This is a genomic window from Nocardia sp. CA-119907 (assembly GCF_050955995.1).
Taxonomy (GTDB): domain Bacteria; phylum Actinomycetota; class Actinomycetes; order Mycobacteriales; family Mycobacteriaceae; genus Nocardia.
The window spans coordinates 7,570,127-7,583,374 of sequence record NZ_CP192091.1 but is presented as its reverse complement, the minus strand read 5'-3'; the positions used below and the strand labels follow the sequence as shown (position 1 = coordinate 7,583,374).

Sequence of the window (13,248 nt, the reverse complement as noted above, 5' to 3'; positions counted from 1 at the left end):
AATGGCCACCTTTGGTGGTCGCCGCATATGGCTAGAATCCAGCGATTCAATCCGGGATTCGGTATCCGTTGGCCTTGCTATCCGATTGCTGGAGATTCGGAGGTGACCGCCGGACATCAAGCCGTCTGCGATGCACACACTCGGGATGCGGCTTCGATTCCGTGGCGAGCGTGAGTCGTCAAATACCACACCAGGACCGCGGCCACGGCGACAAGCGCGCCGACGCACCCGGCCAGGCCGACCCAACCGCCCCGCGTGTAGGCGATGCCCGCGGCGCTGCCGATGACCGCGCTACCGAGGTAATAGGTGAACAGGTACAGCGATGATGCGGCACCACGGTTACCGGGCGCCATCGAGCCGACCCAGGCGCTGGCCACCGCGTGGGCGCCGAAAAACCCTGCGGTACACAGCGATATCCCCACAATGACAGCGATCAGCTGGTCCGGGATGGTGACGAGAACGCCGGCGCCCATCAGCGCGACCGATGTCGCGAGTACCCGGTGTTTGCCGATGCGATCGGCCGTGCGTCCGGCGGCGGCCGAGGCGAACGTGCCGGCCAGATACAGCAGGAACACCGAACCCACGACGGCGGCGGGCAATTCGAAGGGCGGCCGGGCCAGCCGGTAGCCGAGGAAGTTGTAGATCGAGACGAAGCCGCCCATCAGCACGAACGCCAGCGCGAACAGCGCGAGCAGTCCGCGGTGGCGCACCGACGTGCCGAGATCGCCGAGCACGGTACGCATTCCGGCGGGGCGGGCGACGAATCCGCGCGAGGGCGGCAATCCGCGCACGAACCAGATCGTGCAGATGGCCGCCGTGATCGCGATCGCGGCCTGGGCCACACGCCAGGACGTCAGGTCGAGGGCGACGGCCGGAATCAACCGTCCCGCCAGCCCGCCGATCGAGGTGCCCGCGACGTATACCCCCATCGCGGCACCCAATCCGGCGCTGCCGACCTCCTCGGCGAGGTAGGCCATCGCGACGGCGGGTACTCCGGCCAGCGCCACTCCTTGTACGGCCCGGCCCGCGAGCAACACGTCCAGCGACGGGCTCAGCGGCAGCAACAAACCGACCGCCGCCGCGAGCACCGCGGATGCCGTCATGACGGGCGTGCGTCCGAACCGCGAGGACAGTGCGCCCGCCGGGATGATCGCCAAGGCCAGAAATCCGGTGGTCAGGGAGACCGCCAATGCCGCGTGCGCCGGATCGGCGCCGAAGGCCGCCGACAGGCTGGGCAGCAATGCCTGCGCGCTGTACATCGAGGCGAAGGTGGTCAACCCCGCGGCGAACAGCGCGGTGGTGATCCGACGTTCGTGCGATGTGCTCGAAACGCTGGTCGAGCGGGTATCCGTGCTGGTCATGGCACCTCCTGCGTCCAGGATCGGCCGCCGGTTTCAAGAAAGGAAATGAATAGTAATCTGGTATCTAATGCCTCAGACGCATAAGGAGTGGTCCGATCGTGCTGGGTGACGACTTGCTGTGGTTCACGACACTCGCCGAACTGGAGCGCGTCGGCGCGGCCGCCGACCGGCTGCACATTGCCCAGCCGACGCTCTCGCGCATGCTGGCCCGGCTCGAACGCCGCCTCGGCGTCGAACTGTTCGACCGCCATGGAAAGCGCATCGAACTCAATGACTTCGGCCGCATCTACTACGAGCACGCCCGCCGCGCACAGTCCGAACTCGACGCCGCCGCCCAGGCCGTTGCCGACCGCACCGATCCCGCGAAAGGTGTTGTCCGCCTGTCATTTCTGCACAGCTTCGGCCGCTGGCTGGTGCCGCAGCTGATCGGTGGCTTCCGGCGCGGTTCGGCCCGCATCTCGTTCACGCTCTGGCAGGGTGCGTTCGACGCCGTGATCGATCAGATAGTCGATGGCACAGCGGATTTGGCGATCGTGTCGCCCCGGCCGTCGGCCGCCGGATTGGGCTGGCACAAACTGCTGGACCAGCCGCTGGTGCTCGCCGTCCCCGCCGAACACCGGCTGGCCGCGCGCCGGCATATCCGGATCGCCGATCTCGCCGATGCGGAATTCATCACGATGCCAACGGGTTTCGGTATGCGCCGGATACTCGAGGAATTGTGCGCGGCCGCGAATATCCGTCCGCGCATCGCCTTCGAGTCGACCGATCTGGTTACGGTCGCGGGTCTGGTCGCGGCCGGGCTCGGCGTCGCGGTGCTGCCGCTGGAGGATCCGATTCCGGCCACGGGCGCACTGTCGGGCCTGGTGACCGTCCCGCTCGCCGATGCGGGAGCCGTACGCGATGTCGGGCTGATCTGGTCGGCGACCGTCCCGCCATCGGACGCCGTGCGTCGATTTCGTGACTTCACCGAGGATTGGGCCCGGCGGCGCGGGGGAATCCAGATGCCAAGGCGATAGCGAGCGATCCGCAGGCAATCGCCGGCGCCGGACGGCTGGCCGTTTCGAGCGATCCGCACGCGGTCGCGACGGGCGGGGTAGCCGTTTATTCACTGCGTGTTGTCAGTGGGGCGCGTTAAACTTTCATCAACGACGCAGCAATTCGAGACCGGAAAGCAGGCTATAGCCACTTTTGCGAACACAAGGCGAGATCGGCGACCCAACTACACCCGCGGCAGGCATGAGTTCACCCACCTCGGCTTCCACCCCCGGTGGAGCAGACAACGGCTCGGGCCCCGCAGCACGCACCGTGCGTTCCAGCATCGAACTCGCTCCCGAATCCGTGTTCCCGTTCCTCGGTTCGGCCGACCAGAACCTGCGTGAGCTGGAGCAGCTGCTGGATGCGGATATCCACGTCCGCGGCAATTCCGTCACACTCACCGGTAAGGCGCCCGATGTCGCCTTGGCCGAGCGGGTGATCGAACAGCTCGTCGCGCTGACCGGTCGCAATCGAGTGGTAACTCCGGAGGCGGTGCGCCACACCGTATCGATGCTCACCGAGGGTTCCTCGGAATCCCCGGCCGAGGTGCTGAGCCTGGACATCCTGTCCCGGCGCGGCAAGACCATCCGGCCCAAGACGCTCAACCAGAAGCGCTATGTCGACGCGATCGACGCCCACACCATCGTGTTCGGCATCGGCCCCGCTGGCACCGGCAAGACGTATCTGGCGATGGCCAAGGCCGTGCAGGCGCTGCAGACCAAGCAGGTCAACCGGATCATCCTCACCCGTCCCGCGGTCGAGGCGGGCGAGCGGCTCGGCTTCCTGCCCGGCACGCTCAACGAGAAGATCGACCCGTACCTGCGCCCGCTCTACGACGCACTGCACGACATGATGGATCCGGAGGCCATTCCGAAGCTGATGGCGGCCGGTGTCATCGAGGTCGCGCCGCTGGCGTACATGCGCGGTCGCACGCTGAACGATTCGTTCATCATTCTCGACGAGGCGCAGAACACCACGGCCGAGCAGATGAAGATGTTCCTCACCCGGCTCGGATTCGGTTCGAAGATCGTGGTGACCGGTGACGTCACCCAGGTCGACCTACCCAATGGCGCGCGTTCGGGTCTGCGCGTGGCCAGCGAGATCCTCAACGGCATCGATGATATCCATTTCTCCCTGCTGACCAGCAGCGATGTGGTTCGGCACCGGTTGGTCTCGGATATTGTCGACGCCTACGAACGAGCTGAAGCCGAGCGGGTCCCCCAGGTCGGGCCGCACTATCCGGGCAATCGCGCCCAGCGCCGCGCCGCGAGCCGGGGAGATCGGCGCTGACGTCGGCTTATAGGCTGATGCGGTGAGCATCGAGATCGCCAACGAATCGGGTATCGACGTACCCGAAGAAGACCTGGTCAGTGTCGCGCGATTCGTCATCGGCCGGATGGACGTACACCCCGCGGCCGAGCTGTCGATGGTGCTCGTCGATCTCGACACCATGGCCGATCTGCACATGCGCTGGATGGACCTGCCCGGCCCGACCGATGTGATGTCGTTCCCGATGGACGAACTGGAGCCGGGCGGTCGCCCCGACAGCGCCGAACCGGGTCCGTCCATGCTCGGCGATATCGTGCTGTGCCCGGAGTTCGCCGCGGCCCAGGCCCGCAAGGCCGGCCATTCGCTCGATCACGAACTGGCGCTGCTCACCGTGCACGGCGTGCTGCACCTCCTCGGTTACGACCATGCCGAGCCCGAGGAGGAGAAGGAGATGTTCGCACTACAGGCCCGGCTGCTCGAGGAGTGGTACGAGAGCCTGCGCGAGGCGCAGTTGCGGGCCGAATTGGCCGAACGCGATGCCAGGCTGCTGGGGAAGGCGGGCTTCACCACACCGGGTGAGGCGCTGGGCCCCGCGTGAATTCGCTGACCCTCATCCTGCTGGCGGTGCTGCTCGTCCCGGTGGGCGGGGTATTCGCAGGTGTCGATTCGGCGCTGAACACCATCTCACCGGCGCGGCTCGACGATATGGTCCGGGCCGAACGGCCGGGTGCGGTGCGGCTGACCAGAATCGTGGCCGACCGGCCGCGGTATGTGAATCTTCTTGTGCTGCTTCGTATTCTGTGCGAGATCAGTGCGACGGTACTGTTGGCGGCGGCGCTGATCCCGCTCTGGGACGACGATTGGGCGCTGCTGTTCACCGCCGTCGTCATGGTGCTGGTGGACTATGTGGTGATCGGGGTGGGGCCGCGCACGCTCGGCCGCCAGCACGCCTACTCCATCGCACTGGCCTCGGCGCTGCCGCTGCAGTTCATCGGCACGGTGCTCGGTCCGGTCAGCAGGCTGCTGATCCTGATCGGCAATGCGATCACCCCCGGTAAGGGATTTCGCAACGGCCCCTTCGCCTCCGAGATCGAACTGCGCGAAGTGTTCGAGATGGCCAGCGAACGCGGTGTGGTGGCCGATGACGAACGCCGGATGATCCAGTCCGTCTTCGAACTCGGCGACACCCCGGCCCGCGCGGTCATGGTGCCGCGCACCGAGATGGTCTGGATCGAAGCGGATAAGACCGCGGCACAGGCGATGTCGCTCGCGGTGCGCAGTGGGCACTCCCGCATCCCGGTGGTCGGGGAGAACGTCGACGATATTCTCGGCGTGGTGTACCTGAAAGACCTTGTGCCGTATACGGATAAGGGTCGCAAGGTGCAGGTGCGCGATGCGATGCGTCCGGCCGTGTTCATGCCCGACTCCAAACCGCTGGACAGTCTGCTCGACGAAATGCAACGCAGACGAAACCATATGGCGCTGCTGGTCGACGAATACGGCGGCATTGCCGGACTGGTGACCATCGAGGACGTGCTCGAGGAGATCGTCGGTGAGATCGCCGACGAGTACGACACCGACGAGACCCCGCCCATCGAGGATCTCGGCGAGGGCCGCTACCGGGTCTCGGCGCGGCTGTCGGTCGATGATCTGGCCGAGCTGTACGGCCTGGAGATCGAGGAGGAGGACGTCGACACCGTCGGCGGACTGCTCGCACACGCACTGGGCCGGGTGCCGCTGCCCGGCTCCAAAGCCGTTGCGCACGGCTTGGTACTGCGCGGTGAAGGCGGCGCGGACGCGCGCGGGCGGGTGCGGGTGCACACCGTTGTCGTGCGCAAGGCGCCGGAGAAGTCGCATGCCGAGAAATCCAATGGCAGGCGCAAAAGTAACGGGTCAGAACGGGATATCCCGAACGATCGTGATCAGAACGGAGGCAGCGATGACTGAACTGGATGCCGAGGACAACAAGCTACTGGTGCTGGCCAAGGGCGCGCTCGGCCGCACCGGTGGCAGTTCGGGCGCGGCCATCCGCGATACCGACGGCCGCACGTACGCCGCCGGTGAGGTTTCCCTGCAGTCGCTGCGGCTGACCGCACTGCAGGCCGCCGTCGCGGCCGCGATCTCCAGCGGCGCGGAGGGATTCGAGGCGGCCGTGGTCGTCGGGGGCAGGTTGTCGGACGCCGGGGTCTTCGCGGTGCGCGAGGTGGCGGCCGAGGCGCGCATCATCTTCACCGACCGCTCGGGCGCGGTCTTCGAGATCGTCGACGATGCCGAGGGCGCGGAGGTGCAGGGTGGCTGAGGGCACCACCGAATTCCGTTCCGGCTTCGTCTGTTTCGTCGGCCGCCCGAATACCGGCAAGTCGACGCTGACCAATGCTCTGGTCGGCCAGAAGATCGCGATCACCTCCTCGCGACCGCAGACCACCCGCCACACCATCCGTGGCATCGTGCACCGCGACCACGCCCAGCTCATCCTGGTCGATACCCCCGGCCTGCATCGCCCGCGCACCCTGCTCGGCCAGCGCCTGAACGACCTTGTCCGCGATACCTATTCCGAGGTCGACGTGATCGCACTGTGTATCCCGGCCGACGAGAAGATCGGTCCCGGCGATAAGTGGATCCTGCAGCAGATCAAGCAGATGGCACCGAAGACGACGCTGCTCGGTGTGGTCACCAAGATCGATAAGGTGAGCCGCGACCAGGTCGCCGAACAGCTGATGGCGTTGTCGCAGCTGCTCGGTCCGGACCACGATGTGGTGCCGGTCTCCGCCGTCAAGGGGGAGCAGGTCGAGGTTCTCGTCGACGTCATCGCCTCGAAAATGCCAGAGGGCCCGGCCTTCTACCCCGACGGCGAGCTCACCGACGAGCCCGAGGAAACCCTCATGGCCGAGCTCATCCGCGAGGCCGCCCTGGAAGGTGTCCGCGATGAACTTCCGCACTCGCTCGCGGTGGTCATCGAAGAGGTGCTGCCACGCGAAGAGAACGAAGACATGCTCGACGTGCACGCGCTGCTGTATGTCGAACGTCCGTCGCAGAAGGCCATCGTCATCGGCAAGGGCGGTGCCCGCCTCAAGGAGGTCGGCACCAACGCGCGCAAGCAAATCGAACATATCCTCGGTGTCCGCATCTACCTGCATCTGCACGTCAAGGTTGCCAAGGACTGGCAGCGCGACCCGAAACAGCTCGGCAAACTGGGGTTCTGACCCTCGAAGTCATGCCGCTGCCATAAGTCGGCCCGTTTGATGGCTGCCGGTGGCCACTCGCGACGTCGAACCGGCGAATATCTTATTGCGGCCCCGGCCGAACGCTGAAACTCACCACCAGGGCTCGGGGCGATGACGATCCCAGCGGAGTTCCGATTCCAGTTGTGCCGCAACGGAAACCAGTAGTGGTTCCGAGTTCGCGGTCCCCATCAGCTGTGCGCCGACCGGTAGCCCGGCGTCGGTGAAGCCCGCGGGGACATTGACGGCGGGCCAGCCGAGCACATTCCAGGGCCAGGTGTAGGGGCAGGCCGCCGTGATGAGGTCATTGGTGGCGTTGACGCCGATGCCATCGATCTCCTCGGCGCGCGGCGGGGGCGTCGCGGTGGTCGGCGCGAGTACCAGGTCGTAGTCGCGGAAGAACCCGCCGATTCGCTTGTGCAGCAACGGTTCCGCCTGGCGCGCCGCGAACAGTGCCGGTCCGCTGAGGGCTCGGCCGAACCAGACATTGGCGGTCGTGCGCGGATCTACTTGCGCGCCCGGCATTTTGTCGTAGCTGGCCCGGATGCCAGCCATCGAACGCGGCAGGAAGGATGCACCGATCATGATGCCGTAGTGCAGATCGGCAACGGTTACCGAATGGCCGAGGCGGCGCAGGGTGGCGGCGATGTGCTGGACCGCGACCTCGACCTCCGGATGCAGCGCGGTCTTGGTGGCGGTGAACGGAATTCGCAGCGACAATGCGATGCGCAGTCGCCCAGGATCACGCCCGACGGCATCGGAGACGGTGAGTGGTTCGGGAGTGTGCAGATCGCCCGCGTGCGGTCCGGCCGCGGTGTCCAGTAGCAGTGCCGCATCGGCGACGGTGCGCGCCAGCGGTCCGTTCACGGTGAGGCCCTGGAAGGCCTCCGCCTCCGGCCAGGTGGAAATGCGGCCGCGCTGCGGTTTGATGCCGACGAGATTGGTCCACGCGGTCGGAATGCGCACCGAGCCCGCGCCATCGGAACCCAGTGCGGCAGGCACCAATCCGGCCGCGACGGCGGCCGCGGAACCGCCGGACGAACCGCCGGGAGTATGTGCGGCGCCCCAGGGATTGCGGGTGTGTCCGAAGGCGGCGCCGCTGGTGAACGGCAGCTGGCCGAGTTCACAGGTATTGGTCTTGCCGACGATCACCGCACCGGCCGCGCGCAGCCGCCGCACCGATTCGGCGTCTTCGGTCTTCGGCGGCAGATCGCCGCCGCAGCCGAATGCCGTTGGCGCACCGGCGATATCGGTATCGTCCTTGATCGCGATCGGCACGCCGAGCAGCGGGAGTCGTTCGCCAGCGGCCAAGCGCTCGTCGGCTGCGGCCGCCTCGGCCAGAGCCTGCTCGCGCCGGACGACGCGGAAGGCGTTCAGGGTCGGCTGGCTGGCCTCGATCCGGTCCAGCGCGGCGCCGACCGCGGCCACGGAGCTGATCGTGCCCTGCGCGAGTGCCGCGGCGAGGTCGGCGAGTCCGAGTTCGGTGGTTGCGGCCGGGCGCAGGGAGGGGTCGGACACCGTCATGTGAGCTCCGTCTTCCTTTGTTCTTTCGTTGCACGGTAGCGCGGAGCTGGTCAACCGTCCACATCGGCTCGCAAATCTCCACCCCAGGTAGGAGGCCGAACTATGGACATACATACGGTATGTATGTAACAGTGGATGCGCACTGCCAACACATGGAGGAACCATGGGAATCAGTACGTCACTCGGCCGCGCGCACGAGGTAGATCTACCCGGCGGCCGCATCCGGTATCACGACACGGGCGAGGGCGCGCCGGTCGTCTTCGTCCACGGGCTGCTCGTCAACTCCGACCTTTGGCGCAAGGTCGTCCCCACCATCGCGGCGGCGGGCTATCGCTGCCTGAGTCCGGACTTGCCGCTCGGCTCACACGAAATCCCGGTCCCCGCAGCGGATCTCACACCCACCGGGGTCGCCGATCTGATCGCCGACTTCCTGGAGCGACTGGACCTCACCGACGTCACGGTGGTCGCTAATGACACCGGTGGCGCGATCACCCAGGTGTTGCTGACCCGTCGACCGGAACGAATCGGCCGTGTCGTGCTCAGTTCGTGCGACGCCTACGAGGCATTCTTCCCGCCTGCTTTCGCGGCGCTGCCCGTGCTGGCGCGGGTTCCCGGCTCGCTGCGGCCGCTGACCGAATTGATGCGCATCCGTGCACTGCATCGGCTGCCGATCGCCTTCGGTTGGGTGACCAAGCGTCCGGTCCCGCCCGAGATCGCCGACTCCTACCTGCTGCCGAGCCGGAAGTCGGCGGCGATCCGCAAGGATCTGCGCCGGTTCCTGAAGAGCGTGCATCGTCGCTATACGCTCGATGCCGCCACCCGGTTCCCCTCGGTGCGGGTTCCGGTGCTGATCGCCTGGGCGCGCGAGGACAAGCTCTTTGCGGTGAAGTTCGCCGAGCGCCTGGCCGCCGAACTGCCGAATGCCACCCTGAAATTCATCGACGACTCCTACACGTTCATCTCCGAAGACCAGCCCGAGTTGCTCTCCGAAACGATCCTGGAGTTCACTCGGCTGCATGCAACGCCGTAGTCAGGAGGATCGCTCCCGCGCCACCCGAGCCGCGCTCGAGCAGGCCGGTCGCCGGTTGTTCGCCGAGCGCGGGTTCGCGGCGACCTCGGCCGAGGAACTCGTCACCGAGGCGGGAGTCACCCGCGGCGCGCTGCACCACCACTACGGCGATAAGCGCGGTCTGTTCCTCGCGGTGCTCGAACAAATCGAGATCGAGAGCACCAAGGAAATCGAAAATGCCATAGGCGCGGTGAATCCCGATGACATTCTCACCTCGATGGCCATCGGCCTCGGCGTCTTCCTGGAGATCTGTCAGCGTCCGGAGATGATTCGAATCACCCTGTACGACGGTCCAGCCGTGCTCGGCTGGCAGGCTTTTCGCGAATTCGAGGCGCGCCACGGGCTGGGACTGGTCATCGCCGAACTGGAACGGGCCCGCGATGAGGGGCTGATCGCCGACGCGCCGATCCCGGTACTGGCCCAGCTGATCTTCAGCGCGGTCACCGAGGCCGGTCTGATCGTCGCGCACGCCACCGACAAGGAAGCGGCCAGAGCCCAGGCACAGCAGTCGCTGATGCTGCTCATCGGCGGAATTCTGCGAACCTGACGTGTGCGGTTGCGAGGGTGTCGCATAACTAGCGGTCTCGTCACGGTTGCGGAGGCTGTTGCCGAATGCGTCATCGGGCAGTTGTTCCGTCACATCAACGTCACGCGCGGAGGATCAAGTCGCCTCAGGGGGAGCATTATTACGCGCCAGTCGTCGACATAGCGGCATGACCTAGATCACGGCCGAAATCCGCGACAATTCGGCAACAGGCTCCGCGACTTGTGTGAGGAGACGACTAGTTGTGCGAGGTTGGGCATGTCATTGGATGGGGAAGTTGAAGTAGGTGTTGGGGAAGGGCTCGTTCCTCAGGGTGAAGTGCCACCATTCCTCGGGGAGGTTCTTGAAGCCGTGCTCGTCCATGAGGTTCGTCAGTAGCTCGCGGAGGGCGCGCTGGGTACCGCTCGGCGCTGGGTTGGCCGTGTGCGCGAGTGGATCGAAACAGTCGTAGCCGGTACCGAAGTCGAGGCTGTTATCCCGGAATCGCTGATCGGCGGGCAGCGTGCAGGCGCGCAGCGGATCACCGCTGTGGTACTGCTCCTGATCGGCCGCCGGCAGCGCGACGATCGTGAGATCCAAGGTGCTGCCGCGACTGTGCCCGGACTTCTCCGCGATATACCCGTCGCGGAACAGATTCGCCTTCTCCACTGTCGGATAGAACTCCGCCCGCATCTTGGTATCGCCGAGATCCTTTGCCCAACTGACGAATTGGTCCACCGCGCGTTGTGGTCGGTAGCAGTCGTAGGTCTCGAGCCCGAGCCCCATCGGCCGCAATTCTCGCTGAACTTCCGCGAGCGCCGCGGCTGCCTCCTTCGTCAACAGGCACTTGGGCGCTTCATACCCGTCGATCCGCTTGCCGATGAAGTTGTGCTCCTCGAAATACCGCGCATCGACAACGATGGTCGGGTCGAGCTCCGTCACCGACACGAACGCTGTCTCGTCAGCCGCAGGCGAACTCCGCTTGCCCCCGCAACCCACGACTCCGGCAGCCGCGACCACGGCCAAAACCACTGAGCAGAATCGAATTCCGCGCATCCGCAGATCATAACCGCGGAGCTACCTCCCCGAACCGAGTTCTGCCCGCAACCGCTCGCCCAGCTCCGCAGCCTCCGCACCCGACCAAGGAATCACCCCGTTCTCCGCCATCAACGCATGAAACTGCTGACGCTCGTACGGCGTGCCGGGAGTGAGCGGCTGCACATGCCAGTGCACATGCGCGTTCCCCTGCTGGCTGCCGAGCGAGAGGAGATAGGTGCGCTCGGACGGCACGACGGCTTCGACAGCGCGCGCGACCCGATGAACCACCGCCTGCAATCGCAGGTACGCGTCCTGTTCGAAATCCCGAACGACGTGTTCGACATGCGTCTTCGGCGCCACTAGAACATGTCCGTACATCGTCGGATATCTCCCGAGGAACGCGATGTGCACATCGTCATCGAACACAACCTCATGCTCTGACCCGGGCGCACCGGCGACCAGATCGCAGATGAAGCAGGCCCCGGATCGCACCCGCTCTACATACGCCGCCACATCGAACGGCACTCGATGTCCGCGCCCGCGGACTTCCTTGCTGGATGCGTTCATAGTTGGTAGAGGCGATCGAGATCGATCAGCTGGACATCGGGTCGGCGGGTGGCCGTGCGTTCGAGGTCGACGGTGAAGCCGGTGGTGCAGAACAAGGCGAGTATGACGTCAGTGGTGTCGTAGCCGAGGTCGGTCAGCAGTTCCTTGATGCGGACGAGGCGTTCGAGATCGGGTAACCCGCGACGATCGAGGGTCGCCTTGGCCTCTCCGATGACCGTCACGCGCTGGCCGACCATCGCGAGCACGTCGATCTCGTGCCTGCAGCGGCCCGGATTGTCTTGGACGGTGGCGAATCCGACGTCTCCGAATCCAGCCGGGCTGCCGAGTTCGTCAGGCGCGAAGCGGAGTGTCCAGTCCCGGGCGAGTTCCTCGAAGTGGGCACCGAGGATGTTGGAGCGGAAGGTTGGTGCCGCCGCCTGCCAGACTTGTTGGGCGCGACCGAATTCGAGCTGTCCGAGATGAGGTGCTGTGATCAATCGATCGAAGCGAATGACCGGGTCCGAAACAGTGATCGTCGGTTTGCGTGCCCGCAGCATGTCTTGGCTCTTGGTGAGGTAGCCCGCGGATTCGAGAACGCCGATCGGGTAGCGCACGGAGTTGGCGTCGCGGCCGATCGCCGCGCCGATCTTGCTCGGTGTGGTGTTACCCGACGCGACGGCGCTGAGTATGTCGAAATACAAGGCGCGGCTACTGATTCGCGGATCTTCGCGCAGCAGGTAGTCGACCTCGGTGTGGGTGAAGACGCCGATATCCGTGGTCAGCAAGTTGTCGATGACCCATTCATCGAATCCTCCGGTCGAATCCGGCGTGCTGGTGATCAGCGAGCGGTAGCCGGGGATGCCGCCAACACAAGCGTGGACGCGGAGGGCGATCGCCGGATCCGCGATTCCCCACAGCCGCGCGGCTTCGCGGTAGTCCAAGGCGGGTAGCCGCAAATCCATCATCACGCGCCCGCGCAGTGGCTTTGCGCCGGAAAGTAATTCGTGCATGACACTCAACGCCGAACCGCACAGGATCAGTCGTCCGCCGGGGCCCTTGCCGTTCTGCGATGCGTCGTACAGGTGCTGGATCAGCGAAGGCAGCTGAGGCGCGTTGGCAGTTGCGTAGGGAAATTCATCGATGACCACGAGGGGTGGCTGGCCAGTAGGTGCTGTGCGCGCCGCTGTTTCCAGCGCGGATCGCAGCAGTCGCTCCCACGGCTCGGGCTGCCCGAGCGCCGAGGCGGACAGCCCGGCATGCTCGGCAATCGAGCTGGCGAACCGCGCGCGAGCGGCACGATCGCCCTCATCCTGGACGCATACCGTGTATAGGCCGCCGACCTCGTTGCACGCCGCGGCGAGCAATTGCGTCTTGCCGGTTCGGCGTCGACCGGAAACCAAACCGATCCGCAACGGACCCTCGATGCCTCCATCGAAGAGGAATCGCTCGGTGGCCCGCCACTGCCGGTCGCGTCCGACGATGGCTGTCGGCTTGTCCATGGCTCACCTCCGCCGTAAGTCAACCTACTACTGATTAGAGTAAACCGATTTACCTTGATTAGCGCGAACGCTATCTGAGTGGGTGCTGTACTGGCTCGCGTTTCCCCGCGGGCTCGGACGGCAGCGGGGATCGGCTCCAGTCGTCGCGTCGAGTGCGACTTGA

The 13,248-nt window shown here is 65.7% G+C and carries 13 protein-coding genes; 8 read left to right on the top strand and 5 right to left on the bottom strand.

Annotation, left to right across the window (positions count from 1 at the left end; genetic code table 11):
- Positions 1–116 precede the first annotated feature (116 nt).
- A complete protein-coding gene (locus ACQP2D_RS34030; protein WP_433685847.1) occupies positions 117–1,379 on the bottom strand; it encodes an MFS transporter in 1,263 nt (420 codons plus the stop codon).
- Between the two features lie 80 nt (positions 1,380–1,459).
- Here ACQP2D_RS34030 and ACQP2D_RS34025 point away from each other — a divergent pair, with 80 nt between their 5' ends.
- From ACQP2D_RS34025 to era, 6 genes are all read left to right on the top strand, one after another.
- On the top strand, positions 1,460–2,377 hold the full coding sequence (locus tag ACQP2D_RS34025) for a LysR family transcriptional regulator (RefSeq protein WP_433680024.1): 918 nt from the start codon (positions 1,460–1,462) through the stop codon (positions 2,375–2,377).
- Between the two features lie 220 nt (positions 2,378–2,597).
- On the top strand, positions 2,598–3,686 hold the full coding sequence (locus tag ACQP2D_RS34020) for a PhoH family protein (RefSeq protein ID WP_433680023.1): 1,089 nt from the start codon (positions 2,598–2,600) through the stop codon (positions 3,684–3,686).
- A gap of 22 nt (positions 3,687–3,708) precedes the next feature.
- On the top strand, positions 3,709–4,263 hold the full coding sequence (ybeY, locus tag ACQP2D_RS34015; RefSeq protein ID WP_433680022.1) for an rRNA maturation RNase YbeY: 555 nt from the start codon (positions 3,709–3,711) through the stop codon (positions 4,261–4,263).
- Positions 4,260–5,612, top strand: a complete 1,353-nt coding sequence (locus tag ACQP2D_RS34010; RefSeq protein WP_433680021.1) for a hemolysin family protein — start codon at positions 4,260–4,262, stop codon at positions 5,610–5,612. The genes ybeY and ACQP2D_RS34010 overlap by 4 nt, the downstream gene beginning before the upstream one ends.
- Positions 5,605–5,964 (top strand): cytidine deaminase, encoded by a 360-nt coding sequence (locus ACQP2D_RS34005; protein WP_433680020.1) that lies wholly within the window; start codon positions 5,605–5,607, stop codon positions 5,962–5,964. Before ACQP2D_RS34010 ends, ACQP2D_RS34005 begins: the two co-directional genes overlap by 8 nt.
- Positions 5,957–6,868 carry a GTPase Era gene (era, locus tag ACQP2D_RS34000; protein WP_433680019.1) on the top strand — a complete coding sequence of 304 codons (912 nt, stop codon included), beginning with the start codon at positions 5,957–5,959 and terminating at the stop codon, positions 6,866–6,868. Before ACQP2D_RS34005 ends, era begins: the two co-directional genes overlap by 8 nt.
- 111 nt (positions 6,869–6,979) lie before the next feature.
- Here the strand turns inward: era and ACQP2D_RS33995 are convergent, their stop codons facing one another.
- A complete protein-coding gene (locus ACQP2D_RS33995) occupies positions 6,980–8,410 on the bottom strand; it encodes an amidase (protein ID WP_433680018.1) in 1,431 nt (476 codons plus the stop codon).
- A gap of 163 nt (positions 8,411–8,573) precedes the next feature.
- Between ACQP2D_RS33995 and ACQP2D_RS33990 the strand changes: the two genes are divergently transcribed.
- Together ACQP2D_RS33990 and ACQP2D_RS33985 are read left to right on the top strand one after the other, a co-directional pair.
- Positions 8,574–9,440 carry an alpha/beta fold hydrolase gene (locus ACQP2D_RS33990; protein ID WP_433680017.1) on the top strand — a complete coding sequence of 289 codons (867 nt, stop codon included), beginning with the start codon at positions 8,574–8,576 and terminating at the stop codon, positions 9,438–9,440.
- A complete protein-coding gene (locus tag ACQP2D_RS33985) occupies positions 9,427–10,026 on the top strand; it encodes a TetR/AcrR family transcriptional regulator (protein ID WP_433680016.1) in 600 nt (199 codons plus the stop codon). Before ACQP2D_RS33990 ends, ACQP2D_RS33985 begins: the two co-directional genes overlap by 14 nt.
- A gap of 258 nt (positions 10,027–10,284) precedes the next feature.
- Here the strand turns inward: ACQP2D_RS33985 and ACQP2D_RS33980 are convergent, their stop codons facing one another.
- The 3 genes from ACQP2D_RS33980 to ACQP2D_RS33970 are packed head-to-tail and all read right to left on the bottom strand — an operon-like array spanning position 10,285 to position 13,085.
- Positions 10,285–11,058: a M15 family metallopeptidase gene (locus ACQP2D_RS33980; RefSeq protein WP_433680015.1), complete on the bottom strand. Its 774-nt coding sequence runs from the start codon at positions 11,056–11,058 to the stop codon at positions 10,285–10,287.
- Positions 11,059–11,079: 21 nt separating this feature from the next.
- The gene (locus ACQP2D_RS33975) at positions 11,080–11,607 is read right to left on the bottom strand and encodes an HIT family protein (protein WP_433680014.1); all 528 of its coding nucleotides are present in this window, start codon (positions 11,605–11,607) and stop codon (positions 11,080–11,082) included.
- Positions 11,604–13,085, bottom strand: a complete 1,482-nt coding sequence (locus ACQP2D_RS33970; protein WP_433680013.1) for an AAA family ATPase — start codon at positions 13,083–13,085, stop codon at positions 11,604–11,606. Before ACQP2D_RS33970 ends, ACQP2D_RS33975 begins: the two co-directional genes overlap by 4 nt.
- Positions 13,086–13,248 lie beyond the last annotated feature (163 nt).